Below are 14,206 nucleotides of genomic sequence, written 5' to 3'. Positions count from 1 at the left end.
TAGGCTGCTTTAGCAGCAGAGCGAACCTACCGGCTTTAGCCGGTAGTGGTTCAGTTTCCATATTAGGGTGTATAGCCTGTTGCTGCTTGTCAAGGACATATTTATCTTTTTTCTTGATTTCCCTTATTTCCCATGCTATAAGTCGTGGAGAATGACACGCTTTAGCTTCTCTCCTATGCTTTGGATATTGGCAAAATGTACTTCGACTAAATATCTTGTCTTGTCAATCGTCTGTTGTAAGCAGGGCGGTATCTTCCCTGTGGCAATGATCTGAATGTTGTTGTTCATGTTCCTCCTTTTGGGCGCAAAAAAGACGCATGGTTTACAATTTACTATTCCATGCGCCTTTACGCTGTTTTTTTATTTTTTTCATTATGCCATTTGCATTATCTGTTTTTTTAATTCCTTAATTATATCAAGGGGTAATTCCGTGTAATCAGCTATATCTTCCAGCGACATTTTTCCTGCTTTAATCATACGCATAGCCGTCTTTTTTACACCTTTTAATTCAGCTTCATTTCTCATATCTTCCATGATTTTACACATAGCCGCAACTCTTTTCTCGTCCTCTTTGAAATATCTTGCCCTTTTCGCAAGCGCCTCATAATTCATATCGTTTGGATTGGTACATGAAAAATCGTGCATTAATTTTCCGATTTCATCATTGCCCCTATATTTACCATTCACATATACGATATGCGATCCGTCATCAAACAATTCTTTTTCCCCGTCGATTTCCACATGCCGTTGTATGTGATATACGGCTTTATTTTTTCCAATAACGTCATTTTCTGTAATAAAAATAACATAGCTGTCAGGCATTATGTCTGTATCTTCTCCTGCTCTTAATATATGTGCATCCAAAAGACTGCTGTTATGTCTTGCCCTCTTTGCACCTGTTCCTGCGTCTTTTCTCTGAATTTCTATATCATATTCTTTCGTGGTACTATCAACCGCTCAAACGTCCAGAATTGCAGAACGTCCCTTCAAATTTTTCATTACTTCCTGTGTTCTGATTGATATAACTTTTATATCGGAACGCTGTAAAACAATTTGAAGTATCAATTCCACTCCCTCATAGTTATCTTCAAGACAGACTGTCATAAAATCATCGTCCATATATCTAAATAATTTTATTTTTTCTAAATCTTGTTGATGTTCCTGCTCTTTAGTATCCAAAATATCACCTCACGATCTATTTTGTAACAGAAACCAATACATGAAATTCTCTTTCTATATTTTTAATTATACAAAAAAACACCTGCCTTTACAATTACATTCTCGCAAACTGTGTCAACCTCAGCGGTAAACTGCTGTTCCGCTGTAGAAATGGACAGAGTATCTTTGTTTGTGACAGACTCTCTTTCACTTTCAATCTTAATGTCCGATTATGCCGCCTCATATCTTACTTTATAATCGGAGAACTTATCCATCCCATACACCCGTCCATAATCATAAAGCATCAGAATGTCATCCCTTAACTGCTCGTATCTGCCATTGCTTTCCTGCGAATTTAACAACTGGCACATCTTTTGGGGAAGTCCGCTGATTTTTCCATTCCCATCCACGGAAATATCTTTCCATGAATACTGTCCTCCCGTTGATTTTCGTAGAAAACTGGAAAGCTCCTTATAAGCGTTAATCCGGTTAAATTCCGCTGTGGTATAATCTGATGCCTGCATATGGCAGTCCCAAAGTTCATCGGCAAACTGTTCTTCCAATACGCCTGCAGCTTTTTGTTTTTCTTCGTCCGATAGATCCCCAGTAATGATTATCTTCCCATAAATATCCATTTCTATAATAAACTCTTTCCCATGTACATGGATCCCTGCATTTCCCAACGCCTCCTCCATTTTCGGGAACAACATGTTTCGTATTCTGCTCTGAGCCGACGCCCGCTCATAATCATGCAGGTTAGCAAAAATTTTCAGATATGCCTCCTCCCGCATATCCAATAATTCACCGGATGCTTTTTTCTCCAACAGTTCTTCTACGCTTTTCGCTCCCGTATAGCGTTCATCTTCTGGCAGGGAATTATATTGCTCCTTATGCAGCCTTTCCATTTCATCCGTGTATTCTTGTCCGCCGTCTGTCTTCTCCTGTTTCTGGTACCGTTCTTCTGTAATGCGGATACGGTAAGGCGTTTCTGTATCCACATTCCCGCCTCCGTGATTTTCCACTTTAATAGTATAATGGTCTGATTCGTTCCAATCTGGCAGGGTAAGTTCCTTGCTTCCGTCGCCATTATCTTTTGCTATCCCTACCTGATTTCCCTGCATATCATAAACAATCAGGTCATAATTGCAGCCCTGCGGAATATTTTCCAGCCGGATTGTGACTTCCGTTCCTAAGCCCTTCTTCTCATAAAAATTCTTCTGGGAATAGAAAAAGGAATAGCAGTCTGCATCTTCATTTGTATCCAGTTTTCCTTCCAGATAACTGTCACTGTTCTGCAGCAATATACTTAAATCATATGTACTGTAGTAGCGGTCTACCCTGTCATCATATTTTGTTTTCTGACGGTAGCTGTCATTTTTATTTTCCCTGCTGTTTTCTACCAGAACAGTCTGCTCATTCAGTTCTTTCATGGGAGAAGCAAAGCAGCCTTTTCCATAATGAGAGCCATTTTTCAAGGTACTGTTGATATAATGCGTAAGATTCATATCTTAAATGCCCTCCATTTCTGCAATAAAAAATAGCGGTTTTCTATACATAACTTCCATCCTTAGAAAAAACGCTATCCTTAGCTCAATATTTAATTCTGTTTTATATATCGGAATAACCATAAAAAAATTAACTGTCAAACAATCATTAGATATCCTGTCACTCCCATATGATTTGGAAAAGCAATATGCCTTAGATGTCTCATCCTATCTTATAAGAGTATATGTAGCGGAAGTTCTGATTGCATAATATCATTAGTGAATTTCTCTCTTCATTGGGAAAAATGCCCTCATTTCATATGGTAATTACCGCATGAAAAAGACTATCACTGTTACTGTCATAGCCTTTCTCCCTGTCTTTGGCTCTTATCTGCCCGTTCTGGCTCTCAATCCGTGCCTTTTTGACTTTTACCCTTGCTATCGCCCTCAGGTTGTTTTTGTTGATGTTTTCAAATTATCTCCTTATGTGGTGACAGCCTTTGCGGTTTTTCTTTTGTTGTTTTTTATCGGAATATGCCGCAGGGCTGTTTCTGATGTTGGCTGCCGTTCACCGCCTTTCCAATCTGGATTATTACATTTCAAAAATTTCAGATTGGAGGAAAAAAGAATGGCTTACAACAACGGACGGGAGAACAGGAAATGGCTTATCTGGAAAGAAGCCGAGGAAAAAATATTGCGGGAGCATGGAGTTGATGAAATTACTATTGAACAAAGCCGCACAGACGACAGGGCAGATTTCAATTCCAACAGGCGGTTTTACCATTGGACAAGCGACTTCGGCGAATACCTTGAGGGGATGGCAGACAGGGAACAGAATACAGAGGTAAAAACCGTTACTGAATTACTGGAGGAGATTGAGAACGAAACTCTGTATCGGGCATTGCTTACGGTGGACAGACGTACCCTGCAAATCATCCTGCTGAAAATGCAGGGCTATTCCACAAAGGAAATTGCCCTGCTTGTGGGATTGTCAACAGGGGCTATCTATACAAGGCTAGACCATCTGCGGAAAAAACGGCGGAAGATTTTATAACCATCTACGATTGACGGTTTTTCAATTGGCTATTGGATGGGGGATAAAATTCTCCCATCCAATTTTAAATTATATGAATAAAATTTCTGTCCACAGGGAATACTAAAAAATTTGCCCCAAATCTTGACACAAATATAGCCACTATGATATTTTGAAATAATCAAAGGAGAATTAGAAGTAAGTTAGAAATGGAGATGTCAGAATGACGCCAGATAAAATATTGAATTACTGCCTTGAAAATCTTGAGGGAACAGTCTTAGTTGAGAGTTGGGGCGAGAAAGGGATTTTCTATAACCCAGACCATGTGCTGAAGCGTGGCGTTTACATATTGACGGTTAAGGAAAAGGACGGTGATAATGACAAAGGCTCTGATTTATACAGAGAAAACGTCTACCGTGTAAATCTGGGAATACGGAAAAGCACTTTTGCGGAATTGTTTGGGGCAGTCCCAAAACGTCCGCCAGCAGGCGGCGTTGTAGATATGGATTACGACTTTACCGTATTGGATGAGATACTCCCCCATCCTGTCTACGCATGGATGGCGTGGATATGTGCATTGAACCCCTCTGAAAAGACATTCGAGGAACTGAAACCATATATACAAGAATCCTATGAGTATGCAAAGGAAAAATTTAAGAAACGCAGGAAGTAATCTTGAAGATTGAAAATTAAATGAGAACATAGATAGAAGAATAAACTGTCAGCCAACGGACAAGGCTGACCGCCGCCGAAATTATGCTGCCCTTTTCGGCTGGCGTATGGCAGCATGGTTTTGAATCCCAAAGCCGTTACATAGCATTGCGAATCCGAGCAGGAGAAAACACTCCTGTCATTCGTGATGTCGTGTAGCGGCTTTTTCATTTATCCAAAAGTCAAGAGAAATCAAATCCAGAACGGAGGTGCAGGGACATAGGATTTACTTTTCGGTGGGTAAGACAGACGTTTAGAATGCCGCTGCACAGGAAAAATGCTCTGCGGAGTTGTCCACAGTGATAGCGAGCATCGGATTGTGTCAGCCACAATCCCGCCCACACAAAACAAGTGGGCATAACTTACCCAGGGAACGTCTCCGCTCCGCTGCGGTCCGCGCTGGACAGATGTCCACTGGATGTCTAGCGCTCCTGAATACCCCGAAGAAAGAAAAATAAGACTGGAGGATAAGTAAAATGAGCAGAGAAAAATCAGAAAAGGACGTGCGGAATGTTCCGATTACCGTTCGATTGAACGAGGAAGAACATGAAAAATTAAAGCAGTGCGCCGCCGCTTGCGGTCTGTCCGCAGCAGAATTTATGCGCCAGTTATGTAAGGAAAACGCCCACAGCCAAAGCCAAAAACCGAGTTTTGGGAACTGCTGGACAAACTCTATGAGGTGCATGACGCTTTCAAAAAGTGTGTTCCTTACTATCCAACCGCCGCTGAAATCTGTAAGGAGATTGAGGATTTTATCTAGAACTGCAACAGAAAACAACTCTCCCGCAACGGTTTAGCATAGAAGAATTAACAGAACAGGGGGCGGTCTGATATGGCGGTAACGAGCCTATGGCATGTCAAGGGGAGCATAAAAGAAGTAATTGATTATATAGAGAACCCAGAAAAGACCGCGCCAAGTCAAGAGATGCAGGACTTCTTTGACGTGTTTTCCTATGTGAAGAATCCGTTAAAAACAAATGAGGGTGTATATCGCATGGCACGGCTGCCAGAGCTTCAAGCCAGACGAGGCAACGGCCGAACAGTGCCATGAAATCGGATTGAAACTGGCAAGGGAAATGTGGGGTGGCAAGTGCCAGATAATCGTTGCCACCCACCTTGACAAAGAACATCTGCACAATCATTTTTGTTTCAACTCTGTTTCTTTCATAAACGGACAGAAATATAATTACTCAAAATCAGAACAGAACAGGTTGAGGGAAGTGTCCGACCGCCTATGCAGAGAGTACGGTTTATCGATGATTGAAAACCCGAAGAAAGCCTCGTCCAGACCTCTGTATCTGGACGAAAAGAGCGGCAAACCGACACGCTACAATGTTTATCGGGAAGATTTAAGGGAAGCAATCAATGGGAGCAGGGATTTACGGCACATGATGAAATACCTTGCCGACAAGGGAATGGAAAGGACGGCTCAATAACGTAAGGGCGTGTGCAGTGGAAATTGTAAACGAGGAAATTATTTACATATAGGCAATGAGGCGGCAGAGGGTAAAAGCTCTGCTGCTTTTCTTTTTGGGGAAGTAATTTTTGATTATCAAAGCTAAATGTTTATGTTTATCAACTTGATATTGTTCGCTCAAACGGATATAATATATTCAATATGCATTTGGAGGTCAAAAATGTTTGAATATATGACGGCACAAGAAGCAGCAAATAAGTGGAATATATCTGTTCGACGGGTACAGCGTTTGTGCAAGGAAAATCGGATTGATGGAGCTATGAATATAAATCGTGTATGGTTTATTCCTAAAACAGCTAAGAAGCCTGCCGATGGTAGATACAAGATAAACAAGGAACAGAAAGAATGAAATCAATAGCATTTTGATTTATAAGGGATTTTTACTGAAAAGCAATTGAAAACGGGCGATACAACCCAGAATTTGGCAGCATGTAAAAGGTTTTTGACAGTGTTTCAAAGGTATGTCAAAGCCTATTGATAGATGATTTTTTGTAAATGAGTTATTATCAGATGGAGGTCACATATATGGAAATTAAGAAGAAATTAAAAGATGCAAGAGCAAATGCTGGTTTGACACAAGAACAGGTTGCTGAGAAAATTATGGTTTCAAGACAGACCATATCAAATTGGGAAAATGGAAAATCTTTGCCAGACATCATTAGCATTATAAACTTGAGTGACCTTTATCAAATTAGTTTAGATGAACTATTGAAAGGAGACACAAAAATGAAAGAAAAGATTGAGAAAGATGTAAAGGCTGCGGAAGGTAATAAGAGATTAATATTAAGAACAGCGATCCTGCTTTTTGCTGTTTCGATAATATATTCGATTAGTGCTTTGGTGGGCGGTGCGCTTAATGACTTCTGCGAGGCTGCTATAAGGTGGGTAGTGTTAGGCATTGGCGTTGCGTTTGCTATGACATATATGAGCCAAAAAGAATCAAGAAAAATATAAAAAATCCAAAGGAGAAGAAAATGGAAAAATCTGAATGGGTACGCTGTCCTATCTGTGGGAATAAAACAAGGTTACAGCTAAGAGACGGCACAGAATTAAAAAATTTTCCTCTTTACTGCTCTAAATGCAAGCGGGAAACATTGATTAAAGCACAAAATTTACAGTTAACTGTCATTAAAGTATGAAACCAGATAAGGAGAAAACTCAAAATTGTGTTTAAGACAGCAGACACAACAAAGTGGAGTGAATAGCTTATTTGGAGGAAACAGAAAATGGCAAAATCATTATTTGAGGAAAAGGGCGGCAAATACGAAAGGCAAGGCGATTACTTATTACCGTGCTTAACTGTATTTACTGAAGAAGAACAGCCGATAGGCACATGGGGACAGCGGCATCTGGACTATCTGAAGCAGTACCGCAAAGTTACATACACCAATTTTCTCACAAGCGGCAAGCTGAATACATATCTTGCCGACATCAACAAGCAGGCACAGGAACGCTTTGAAAGGCTCATAGAGGGCATGAAACAGGCGCAGGGCATAACGGAATGCCTAAAGGAAGAAAACACCTTAGAATGGGCAGGACGGCTAGGTAACATAAGGGCTTGTGCAAGGAAAATTGTGAACGAGGAAATCATCTTCGTGTAGATATACAAAGCGGCAGAGTGTAAAAGCTCTGTCGTTTTTTTCGGGAGACATATAGGTATTTTTTAGAAAAAAACGAAAGAATATTGACATGTAAGTGCTATATGTATATAATGTGCATGTAACAACATCACACTAAAGGAGGCAGGATATTTGAAGATTGTAATATCGAACACATCGGAAGCCCCACTTTACCAACAAATCAAAGACCAGATAAAAGATGCAATCTTAAAAGGAGAATTAGTAGAGGGCGATGCACTTCCATCTATTCGTGCCTTTGCAAATGATTTAAAGGTCAGCGTCTTAACAATACGGAGAGTCTATGATGAATTGGAACAAGAGGGGTTTGTAACAAGCCAGGTCGGTATTGGCACTTTTGTTTCTACAAGCAACATTGAATTACTGCGTGATTCCAAGCGGCGGCTTGTGGAGAAAAAAATGCTTGATATGATTCAGACAGCGAAATCTTTGGGCATTAGTAAAGAGGAATTAAATGCCATGATGGACATTTTATACGAGGAGGAAAACTGAATGGATAACATTTTAGAAGTATCTGGATTAAATAAAAGGTATGGTGATTTTGCCTTAAAAGACATCTCTTTCTATTTGCCAGACGGCTGTATCACGGGATTTGTAGGAATCAACGGAGCGGGAAAAACCACTACTCTCAGAAGCATCTTAGGGCTTACAAACATGGTGTCTGGAAATATAAAGTTTTTTGGCATGGACATGGATGGGAATGAAAGTAAAATAAAAGACCGCATCGGCATTGTGCTTGACGAGGGATGCTTTTATGATGAATTAACGCTCTCAGAAATGAAAAATGTAATTGCCTCCGCTTACAAGAATTGGTGCGAACAGGACTTTATAGATTACATGGAACAGTTTTCATTGAATCCGAAACAGAAAATCAATACCCTGTCAAAAGGAATGCGGATGAAATACGCTTTAGCTCTGGCACTTTCCCATAAAGCGGAACTGCTTATCATGGACGAGCCAACAAGCGGTCTTGACCCATTAGTCCGAAGCCAGCTTTTAAATATATTAAAGGATTATATGGGCAAAGGTGGAAAAGGCGTATTTTTCTCTACACATATTACTTCCGATTTGGACAAAATTGCAGATATGCTGATTATGATTGATGGCGGTGAGATTGTTTTTTAAGAGGAAAAAGACCAGTTGCTTGACAGCTACCGAATCATAAAGGGCAGCGCTGAAAAACTGAGTACGGATACAAGAAAATATTTTTTGAATATTGAGGAAAGTGCTTTCGGCTTTACGGGAATTACAAAACAGGGTTCTGATGTTATGGTGCATATGCAGGATGTTCTTACAGAAAGACCCACAATCGAGGACATCATGCTTGCGAATGTGGAAAGGAGAAAAAAAGATGTTAATTAGCTTAGTGAAAAAAGAATTTCTGATTGTAAAGAAATATGTAGGCATCATGCTTATCGTGTCATTTCTGATTCCGCCCATTATGCTTTGGCGGATGCCAGAAGCGGCGGGGGCAATGGGATTTACACTCACTGTTATTTTTAGCATTTTCATGTTGACCCAGTATGTTTCTTTAAAAGAATATCAGTATCCAAAGGCAACTACCCTGCTTTGTGCATTGCCTTATCACCGAAAAATAATTGTGCTTTCAAAATACTGTTTTTGTCTGATTATTTATGCGGTCTGCTGTTTGGTTTTTGGGATTGACACAATCATTTTCCCGAAATTAGGAACTTTTGATATAAGAATGGCGGCTATCGCTTTTTTGGTAATCACGATACCAATATCTTTCTATTTTCCTGCTTTGTATAAGTTGGGATACGAAAAGACAAAATTTGTGTTTGTTATAATTATTATGGCATCCCCTGTTTTATTTGCCTTTCTGTTTAAACCAGAAAATGCGGTAAGATTTAGCTTTTTAGACAGTATTTCTACAACAACGATAGCAATTTTAAGCATTATCATCGGTCTTGTCACCTTTTCAATATCAGCCATTCTGTCAATTCGGTTTTTTGAAAAAAGTGATTTGACATAGGAGGTTTCATATGGAGCGTGATGTAATAGTCTTGTATATTATAGCGGGCATATCGTTTTCCTTTGCTTTTTTCAACTGTATTCTTTTTGCAATAAAACATGGAAAGACAATGAAAACGAGTGGAACGATTGTTTCCATAAAATCAACAAATCCGACGAATGAAAAGTGGCGTAATGCAAAATTGGCAGAGATTTCCTATCGGGTTAATGACAGAAGCATTGTATCTAAAAATCGCATACAAGTTCCTTTAACATCCAAGATAGGAACACCGATAACCGTTCGTTATGACCGAAACCAACCAGAGAGAATATACAGTTATTCAGCAAAGCGAATCATCATGGGATTTTTAATTGGCATAGGCAGCGTACTGATAGCTGTACTTATGCAAATCCATTAGAGAAAGGGGGATAAAGGATATGCCACATTTTCCAGAATGGTTTGTAATTATCTGTATTCTGCTTCCTGTTGCAAACTTGATTTATAAAGCATGGAAAAACAGAAAGAAATAGCAGAATTGGAGGTAATAATGAAAACAACGGAATGGTTACGCTGTCCTGTTTGCGGCGGCAAAACCCGTGACAGAATCAGGGAAGATACAGTTTTAAAAAACTATCCTCTCTACTGTCCGAAATGCAAGCAGGAAGCCTTGATTGATGTAACGAATTTACAAATAACAGTCATCACAGAGCCAGACACTTTAGATGCAGAGCCGATGAACGTGTGAAATTAAATCACAGTATGTTGGTACGCAGACGGCGGCGCCTTACCTTATGCTTTGTCTCCGTCCCTCGGCGTCCTATAGACTCCCGGCTTATCATGCAGAGTATGTTGTAGGCGATTATGGCAAGTTCCAACGCCAACTCGTTGGCATTGAATTTGCCGGACGGCAGCCGTTCCAGATCCATGTCTGTTTTTATTTCGCTGTGGAATTGCTCGCATTCCCCATGTGCATGGTACAGCCCGATGACATCATGTTCATTCATTCCCAGGTTTGTCCACCAGGTATTGGCTTCGATGTCACTTGGAAACAGGAACTGGCCAAACTTGTCGATTGTACGGTTAATGATCTCATATCCTGCACGGATCGGGATGGTTTTTTCCTCTCCGCTGTCTGTTTTGTAAGTGACGGGTTTCCAGTCACTCCCTATATAAATTGTTTTGCCATCCCGGGGCGTCTTCACATCCCTGCTGCAGGTTTCAGCCATGGACAGCCATTCTTCCTTGCTTTCCCTGCGCAGGTTGCGCTTTATGATGAAGTGACAGCCGGATTCCATCAGTATTCCAATGTTTTCCGCAGCATCATTTCCGGAATCCAGACGCACAAGGAGCGGCTCGTTTGCAATTTCACGGCGTAAACGTATTGTTTCACGCAAAAATTCCGGTGTATGCTTCTGGCAGTGCTGTTTTCCCTCACGCAGTTCACAGTTGATGAGGCAGCCTTCCTTTCTGTTTTCAAAAATATTTAATCTGTACAATATTTTCCATAAATCTTCTGCTGTTTTGTAAATTTTTATTCATTGCATACCCTTTGGGAAAGTGATACAATAGCCTGGATACTCAAAAAAGCCGCGTTCTTTTTGGAACGTTTCAGAGATAGAAAGGGTGGAATAAAATGGCAAAAAGTGCAACAAAAGATATGACAACTGGCAGCCCCGTGAAGCTGATTCTGCAGTTTTGCATTCCGCTGTTTTTCGGAATGCTGTTTCAGCAGTTTTACAGTATGATGGATACGGTAATTGTAGGAAAATTTCTGGGCGTAAAAGCCCTTGCAGCGGTGGGGGCTACAGGTTCCATTAACTTTATGATCATCGGATTCTGCATGGGAGTCTGCAATGGTTTTGCGATTCCGGTAGCCCAGCAGTTCGGGGCGAGGGATTATCATGCATTGCGTAAATATGTGGCAAACAGCGCATGGCTTACGATAGCCTTTGCAGGCGTGATGACAGTGGGAGTATGTGTTCTCTGTAAGCAGATCCTGCTGTGGATGAATACGCCTGGAGATATTATAGACGGTGCATACAGTTACATATTTATCATATTTTTGGGAATTCCGGTAACTTATCTGTACAATCTGTTATCTGGAATTATCCGTTCCCTGGGAGACAGCAAAAGCCCGCTGATTTTTCTGGTATTTTCTTCCGTATTAAATATTGCGCTGGACATGACGCTGATTCTGGCGTTTCATATGGGAGTGGCAGGAGCTGCATGGGCGACGGTAATTTCCCAGGCTATTTCGGGAATTGCATGTTTGATTTATATAAGGAAAAGATTTGAAATTCTCAAAATTACAAAAGAAGAATGGCGGCTGGACGGAAAATATGCAGCAGTGCTCTGTAATATGGGGATTCCCATGGGTCTGCAGTATTCCATTACGGCCATTGGAAGCGTTATTTTGCAGACGGCGGTGAATACGCTGGGTTCTGCGGCGGTGGCTTCCACTGCGGCGGCTGCAAAAATCATCTTGTTTTTCTGTTGTCCTTTTGATGCTATGGGTTCCACTATGGCTACCTATGCCGGACAGAATGTGGGAGCCGGAAAGCTGGACCGTGTTTCCAGAGGAATGAAATCCACCTGTATTTTGGGACTGGCGTATTCTTTGGCGGCGTTCGGAGTGCTGACAGTATTTGGAACTACCATTGCCCTGTTGTTTGTGGATGCTTCTGAGACAGTAATTCTCCAGAATGTAAAATGGTTTTTGATGATAAACAGCGCTTTCTTTTTCCCGCTGGCCCTTGTAAATATTGTCAGATTCACCATTCAGGGAATGGGCTTCAGCCGGTTTGCAATTCTGGCAGGCGTCTGTGAGATGGCGGCCCGCAGTGTTGTGGGAATGGGATTTGTGCCGGCGTTTGGCTATATTGCCGCCTGCTTTGCCAGTCCCATTGCATGGGTATGCGCAGATTTATTCCTGGTACCGGCTTATTTGTATGTGATGAAAAAGATGGGGAAAATTCTGGAAAAAGGAGGAGAGACTGTTTCTGGAGTCAGTGAAAGAACCGAAACTGTTACCATTTCCCAGAATCCTTAAGAAATTTTAAGAAACTTTTCATGGAAAGAGGGTTGATTTTTTCGTGAAATCCGTCATATGATAGAGAGGAAAGATATACGATAGATTAAAGAGAGTATGGACAGGGAGAAGAAAGGTATGGAAAAGCAACGAGAAGAAATGAGAAGGCGGGCAAGCCGTGAGAGACAAAAGAGATATTTCAGGAAACGGGTGATAACCACACTGGGCCTGTTGCTGGTGATTACTGGTGTGGGCGTCACGGCGGCTGTAGTGGCTTCCAACAAAAAGAAACAGAAGGAACAGAAGAAGGGAACGGTAGAGACGATCGCAGATCCGGCAGTCAATGAAGTGCCGGAGCAGCAGGAACAGCATACCCAGAAAGAAGAGCCCAAGGAACCGGAAGCAGCTTCCTGGGAGACGGTGCTTGCGGAGGCGAACCTGCTTGCGGCAGGGTATGACTATGACGGCGCTATGGAGACCATCAAAGGCTATGCAGGCTATGAAAGCGTGGGAGAGCTGACGGCGGCCATTTCAGATTATGAGACCCGCAAGGCGGAATGCGTTCCGGTAGATATCAGTACGATTCCCCATGTGTTTTACCATACACTTGTGGTAGATCCGTCAAAAGCCTTTGCCAATCAGGATACCGACCCCCAGGCAGTAGGCAATAATCAGTGGATGACGACCATAGATGAGTTTAACAAGATTACCCAGACCATGTATGACGAAGGGTATGTGCTGGTGGATTTGAAGGATATTGCAGAAGAGACAGTGGATGAAAACGGGGTGACTCATTATCAGGAAGGAACCATTATGCTTCCTCCCGGAAAAAAAGCGTTTGTATTGTCTTTGGATGATTTATCTTATTATCACAGCTATGACGGATACGGTTATGCTTCCAAGATGGTAGTGGATGAAAACGGAAAGCCAAAATGCGAATATATTCAGGATGATGGAACCACGGTTGTGGGTGATTATGATGCGGTGCCGCTGTTGGATAAATTTATCGAAGAGCATCCGGACGCTTCCTATCATGGGGCCAAGGGCACCATTGCGCTGACCGGATATAACGGCGTGTTGGGATACCGTACCGATATCAGTTATCAGACGGTGCCGGAGGATATCAATGCGGACAAGAAGAAATGGCTGGAAGAGCATCCAGACTTTGACCTGGAGACGGAGCGTGCCCAGGCAAAGGAAGTGGCCGAGGCAATGAAAGCCAATGGATGGAAATTTGCAAGCCATACCTGGGGCCATATGAAGGTAGGAGAGGCTTCCATGGAGAGGCTGCAGGCAGACACGGCCAAATGGAAAGAAAATGTGGAGCCCATCGTCGGCGAGACGGATGTTATCATTTTTGCCCATGGACAGGATTTGGCAGGATGGCCGGAAGGATATGTGGCAGGCAATGAGAAATTTGAATATTTAAAAAGCAATGGATTTAATTATTATTGTAATGTGGACTCTGCTCAATATAATGTCCAGATCCGCGATAATTATGTAAGAATGAGCAGGAGAAATCTGGATGGCTACCGGATTTATTATAATTCTATCGGTGAGGAAGACACGCTGAGTGATTTGTTCAATGCATCGGAGATTATAGATCCTTTGAGGCCGCCAGTGCCAAGGCTGCATTAATCGGAAGTTAAGATTTGCTGTAAAACAGTTTGCTGTAAAGCAGAAGCTGTTTTGCAGCTTTTTATTTT

Annotated in this window: 20 protein-coding genes and 1 pseudogene; 16 read left to right on the top strand and 5 right to left on the bottom strand. The window is 41.7% G+C overall.

The genetic code is table 11. The features are described from left to right. Nucleotides 1-135: 135 nt before the first annotated feature. From E5329_RS29705 to E5329_RS09915, 4 genes are all read right to left on the bottom strand, one after another. Nucleotides 136-288, bottom strand: coding sequence for a hypothetical protein (locus tag E5329_RS29705; RefSeq protein ID WP_168356570.1), 153 nt, complete (start codon nt 286-288; stop codon nt 136-138). 84 nt (nt 289-372) lie between these two features. Then, nucleotides 373-822, bottom strand: coding sequence for a hypothetical protein (locus E5329_RS31650; protein ID WP_330572075.1), 450 nt, complete (start codon nt 820-822; stop codon nt 373-375). A 135-nt stretch (nt 823-957) separates the two neighbouring features. Further along, nucleotides 958-1,179 (bottom strand): hypothetical protein, encoded by a 222-nt coding sequence (locus E5329_RS31645; protein ID WP_330572074.1) that lies wholly within the window; start codon nt 1,177-1,179, stop codon nt 958-960. 209 nt (nt 1,180-1,388) lie between these two features. Next, nucleotides 1,389-2,663, bottom strand: coding sequence for a hypothetical protein (locus E5329_RS09915; RefSeq protein WP_135989393.1), 1,275 nt, complete (start codon nt 2,661-2,663; stop codon nt 1,389-1,391). Nucleotides 2,664-3,270: 607 nt separating this feature from the next. On the opposite strand from E5329_RS09915, the gene E5329_RS09910 reads away from it, so the two are divergent. The 14 genes from E5329_RS09910 to E5329_RS09850 all read left to right on the top strand — a co-directional run bounded on the left by E5329_RS09910 (nt 3,271) and on the right by E5329_RS09850 (nt 10,217). After that, nucleotides 3,271-3,696 (top strand): sigma factor-like helix-turn-helix DNA-binding protein, encoded by a 426-nt coding sequence (locus E5329_RS09910; RefSeq protein WP_135989392.1) that lies wholly within the window; start codon nt 3,271-3,273, stop codon nt 3,694-3,696. 202 nt (nt 3,697-3,898) lie between these two features. Then, nucleotides 3,899-4,348: a DUF6194 family protein gene (locus E5329_RS09905; protein ID WP_135989391.1), complete on the top strand. Its 450-nt coding sequence runs from the start codon at nt 3,899-3,901 to the stop codon at nt 4,346-4,348. A 514-nt stretch (nt 4,349-4,862) separates the two neighbouring features. Continuing rightward, nucleotides 4,863-5,183, top strand: a complete 321-nt coding sequence (locus E5329_RS09900; protein WP_275443155.1) for a plasmid mobilization protein — start codon at nt 4,863-4,865, stop codon at nt 5,181-5,183. 186 nt (nt 5,184-5,369) lie between these two features. Further along, nucleotides 5,370-5,822, top strand: coding sequence for a relaxase/mobilization nuclease domain-containing protein (locus E5329_RS09895; RefSeq protein WP_275443153.1), 453 nt, complete (start codon nt 5,370-5,372; stop codon nt 5,820-5,822). Nucleotides 5,823-6,023: 201 nt separating this feature from the next. Continuing rightward, nucleotides 6,024-6,212 carry a helix-turn-helix domain-containing protein gene (locus E5329_RS09890; protein ID WP_135989390.1) on the top strand — a complete coding sequence of 63 codons (189 nt, stop codon included), beginning with the start codon at nt 6,024-6,026 and terminating at the stop codon, nt 6,210-6,212. Nucleotides 6,213-6,388: 176 nt separating this feature from the next. Continuing rightward, nucleotides 6,389-6,817 (top strand): helix-turn-helix domain-containing protein, encoded by a 429-nt coding sequence (locus E5329_RS09885; RefSeq protein WP_135989389.1) that lies wholly within the window; start codon nt 6,389-6,391, stop codon nt 6,815-6,817. Between the two features lie 20 nt (nt 6,818-6,837). Beyond that, on the top strand, nt 6,838-7,002 hold the full coding sequence (locus tag E5329_RS09880) for a cysteine-rich KTR domain-containing protein (RefSeq protein WP_135989388.1): 165 nt from the start codon (nt 6,838-6,840) through the stop codon (nt 7,000-7,002). An 87-nt stretch (nt 7,003-7,089) separates the two neighbouring features. Further along, the gene (locus E5329_RS09875) at nt 7,090-7,464 is read left to right on the top strand and encodes a TnpV protein (protein ID WP_135989387.1); all 375 of its coding nucleotides are present in this window, start codon (nt 7,090-7,092) and stop codon (nt 7,462-7,464) included. Between the two features lie 150 nt (nt 7,465-7,614). Further along, nucleotides 7,615-7,992 (top strand): GntR family transcriptional regulator, encoded by a 378-nt coding sequence (locus E5329_RS09870; protein WP_135989386.1) that lies wholly within the window; start codon nt 7,615-7,617, stop codon nt 7,990-7,992. Then, on the top strand, nt 7,993-8,625 hold the full coding sequence (locus tag E5329_RS09865; protein WP_330572072.1) for an ABC transporter ATP-binding protein: 633 nt from the start codon (nt 7,993-7,995) through the stop codon (nt 8,623-8,625). Between the two features lie 15 nt (nt 8,626-8,640). Beyond that, nucleotides 8,641-8,862, top strand: a complete 222-nt coding sequence (locus E5329_RS31640; protein ID WP_330572071.1) for a hypothetical protein — start codon at nt 8,641-8,643, stop codon at nt 8,860-8,862. Continuing rightward, a complete protein-coding gene (locus E5329_RS09860) occupies nt 8,852-9,493 on the top strand; it encodes an ABC-2 transporter permease (RefSeq protein ID WP_135989385.1) in 642 nt (213 codons plus the stop codon). The genes E5329_RS31640 and E5329_RS09860 overlap by 11 nt, the downstream gene beginning before the upstream one ends. A 10-nt stretch (nt 9,494-9,503) precedes the next feature. Next, nucleotides 9,504-9,890, top strand: a complete 387-nt coding sequence (locus E5329_RS09855; RefSeq protein WP_135989384.1) for a DUF3592 domain-containing protein — start codon at nt 9,504-9,506, stop codon at nt 9,888-9,890. Between the two features lie 129 nt (nt 9,891-10,019). Next, on the top strand, nt 10,020-10,217 hold the full coding sequence (locus E5329_RS09850) for a cysteine-rich KTR domain-containing protein (protein WP_135989383.1): 198 nt from the start codon (nt 10,020-10,022) through the stop codon (nt 10,215-10,217). A 13-nt stretch (nt 10,218-10,230) separates the two neighbouring features. Here E5329_RS09850 and E5329_RS09845 read toward each other — a convergent pair. Beyond that, nucleotides 10,231-10,971: pseudogene (locus tag E5329_RS09845) on the bottom strand (transposase); the annotation flags it as partial. Between the two features lie 134 nt (nt 10,972-11,105). Here E5329_RS09845 and E5329_RS09840 point away from each other — a divergent pair. Together E5329_RS09840 and E5329_RS09835 are read left to right on the top strand one after the other, a co-directional pair. Beyond that, nucleotides 11,106-12,521 (top strand): MATE family efflux transporter, encoded by a 1,416-nt coding sequence (locus tag E5329_RS09840; protein ID WP_135989382.1) that lies wholly within the window; start codon nt 11,106-11,108, stop codon nt 12,519-12,521. A 117-nt stretch (nt 12,522-12,638) separates the two neighbouring features. Beyond that, nucleotides 12,639-14,138, top strand: a complete 1,500-nt coding sequence (locus E5329_RS09835) for a polysaccharide deacetylase family protein (RefSeq protein WP_275443152.1) — start codon at nt 12,639-12,641, stop codon at nt 14,136-14,138. Nucleotides 14,139-14,206 lie beyond the last annotated feature (68 nt).

This window comes from Petralouisia muris, assembly GCF_004793545.1.
GTDB classification, from domain to species: Bacteria; Bacillota; Clostridia; order Lachnospirales; family Lachnospiraceae; genus Petralouisia; species Petralouisia muris.
The sequence above is the reverse complement of the archived record's forward strand: the minus strand, read 5'-3'. Positions and strand labels throughout refer to the sequence as shown.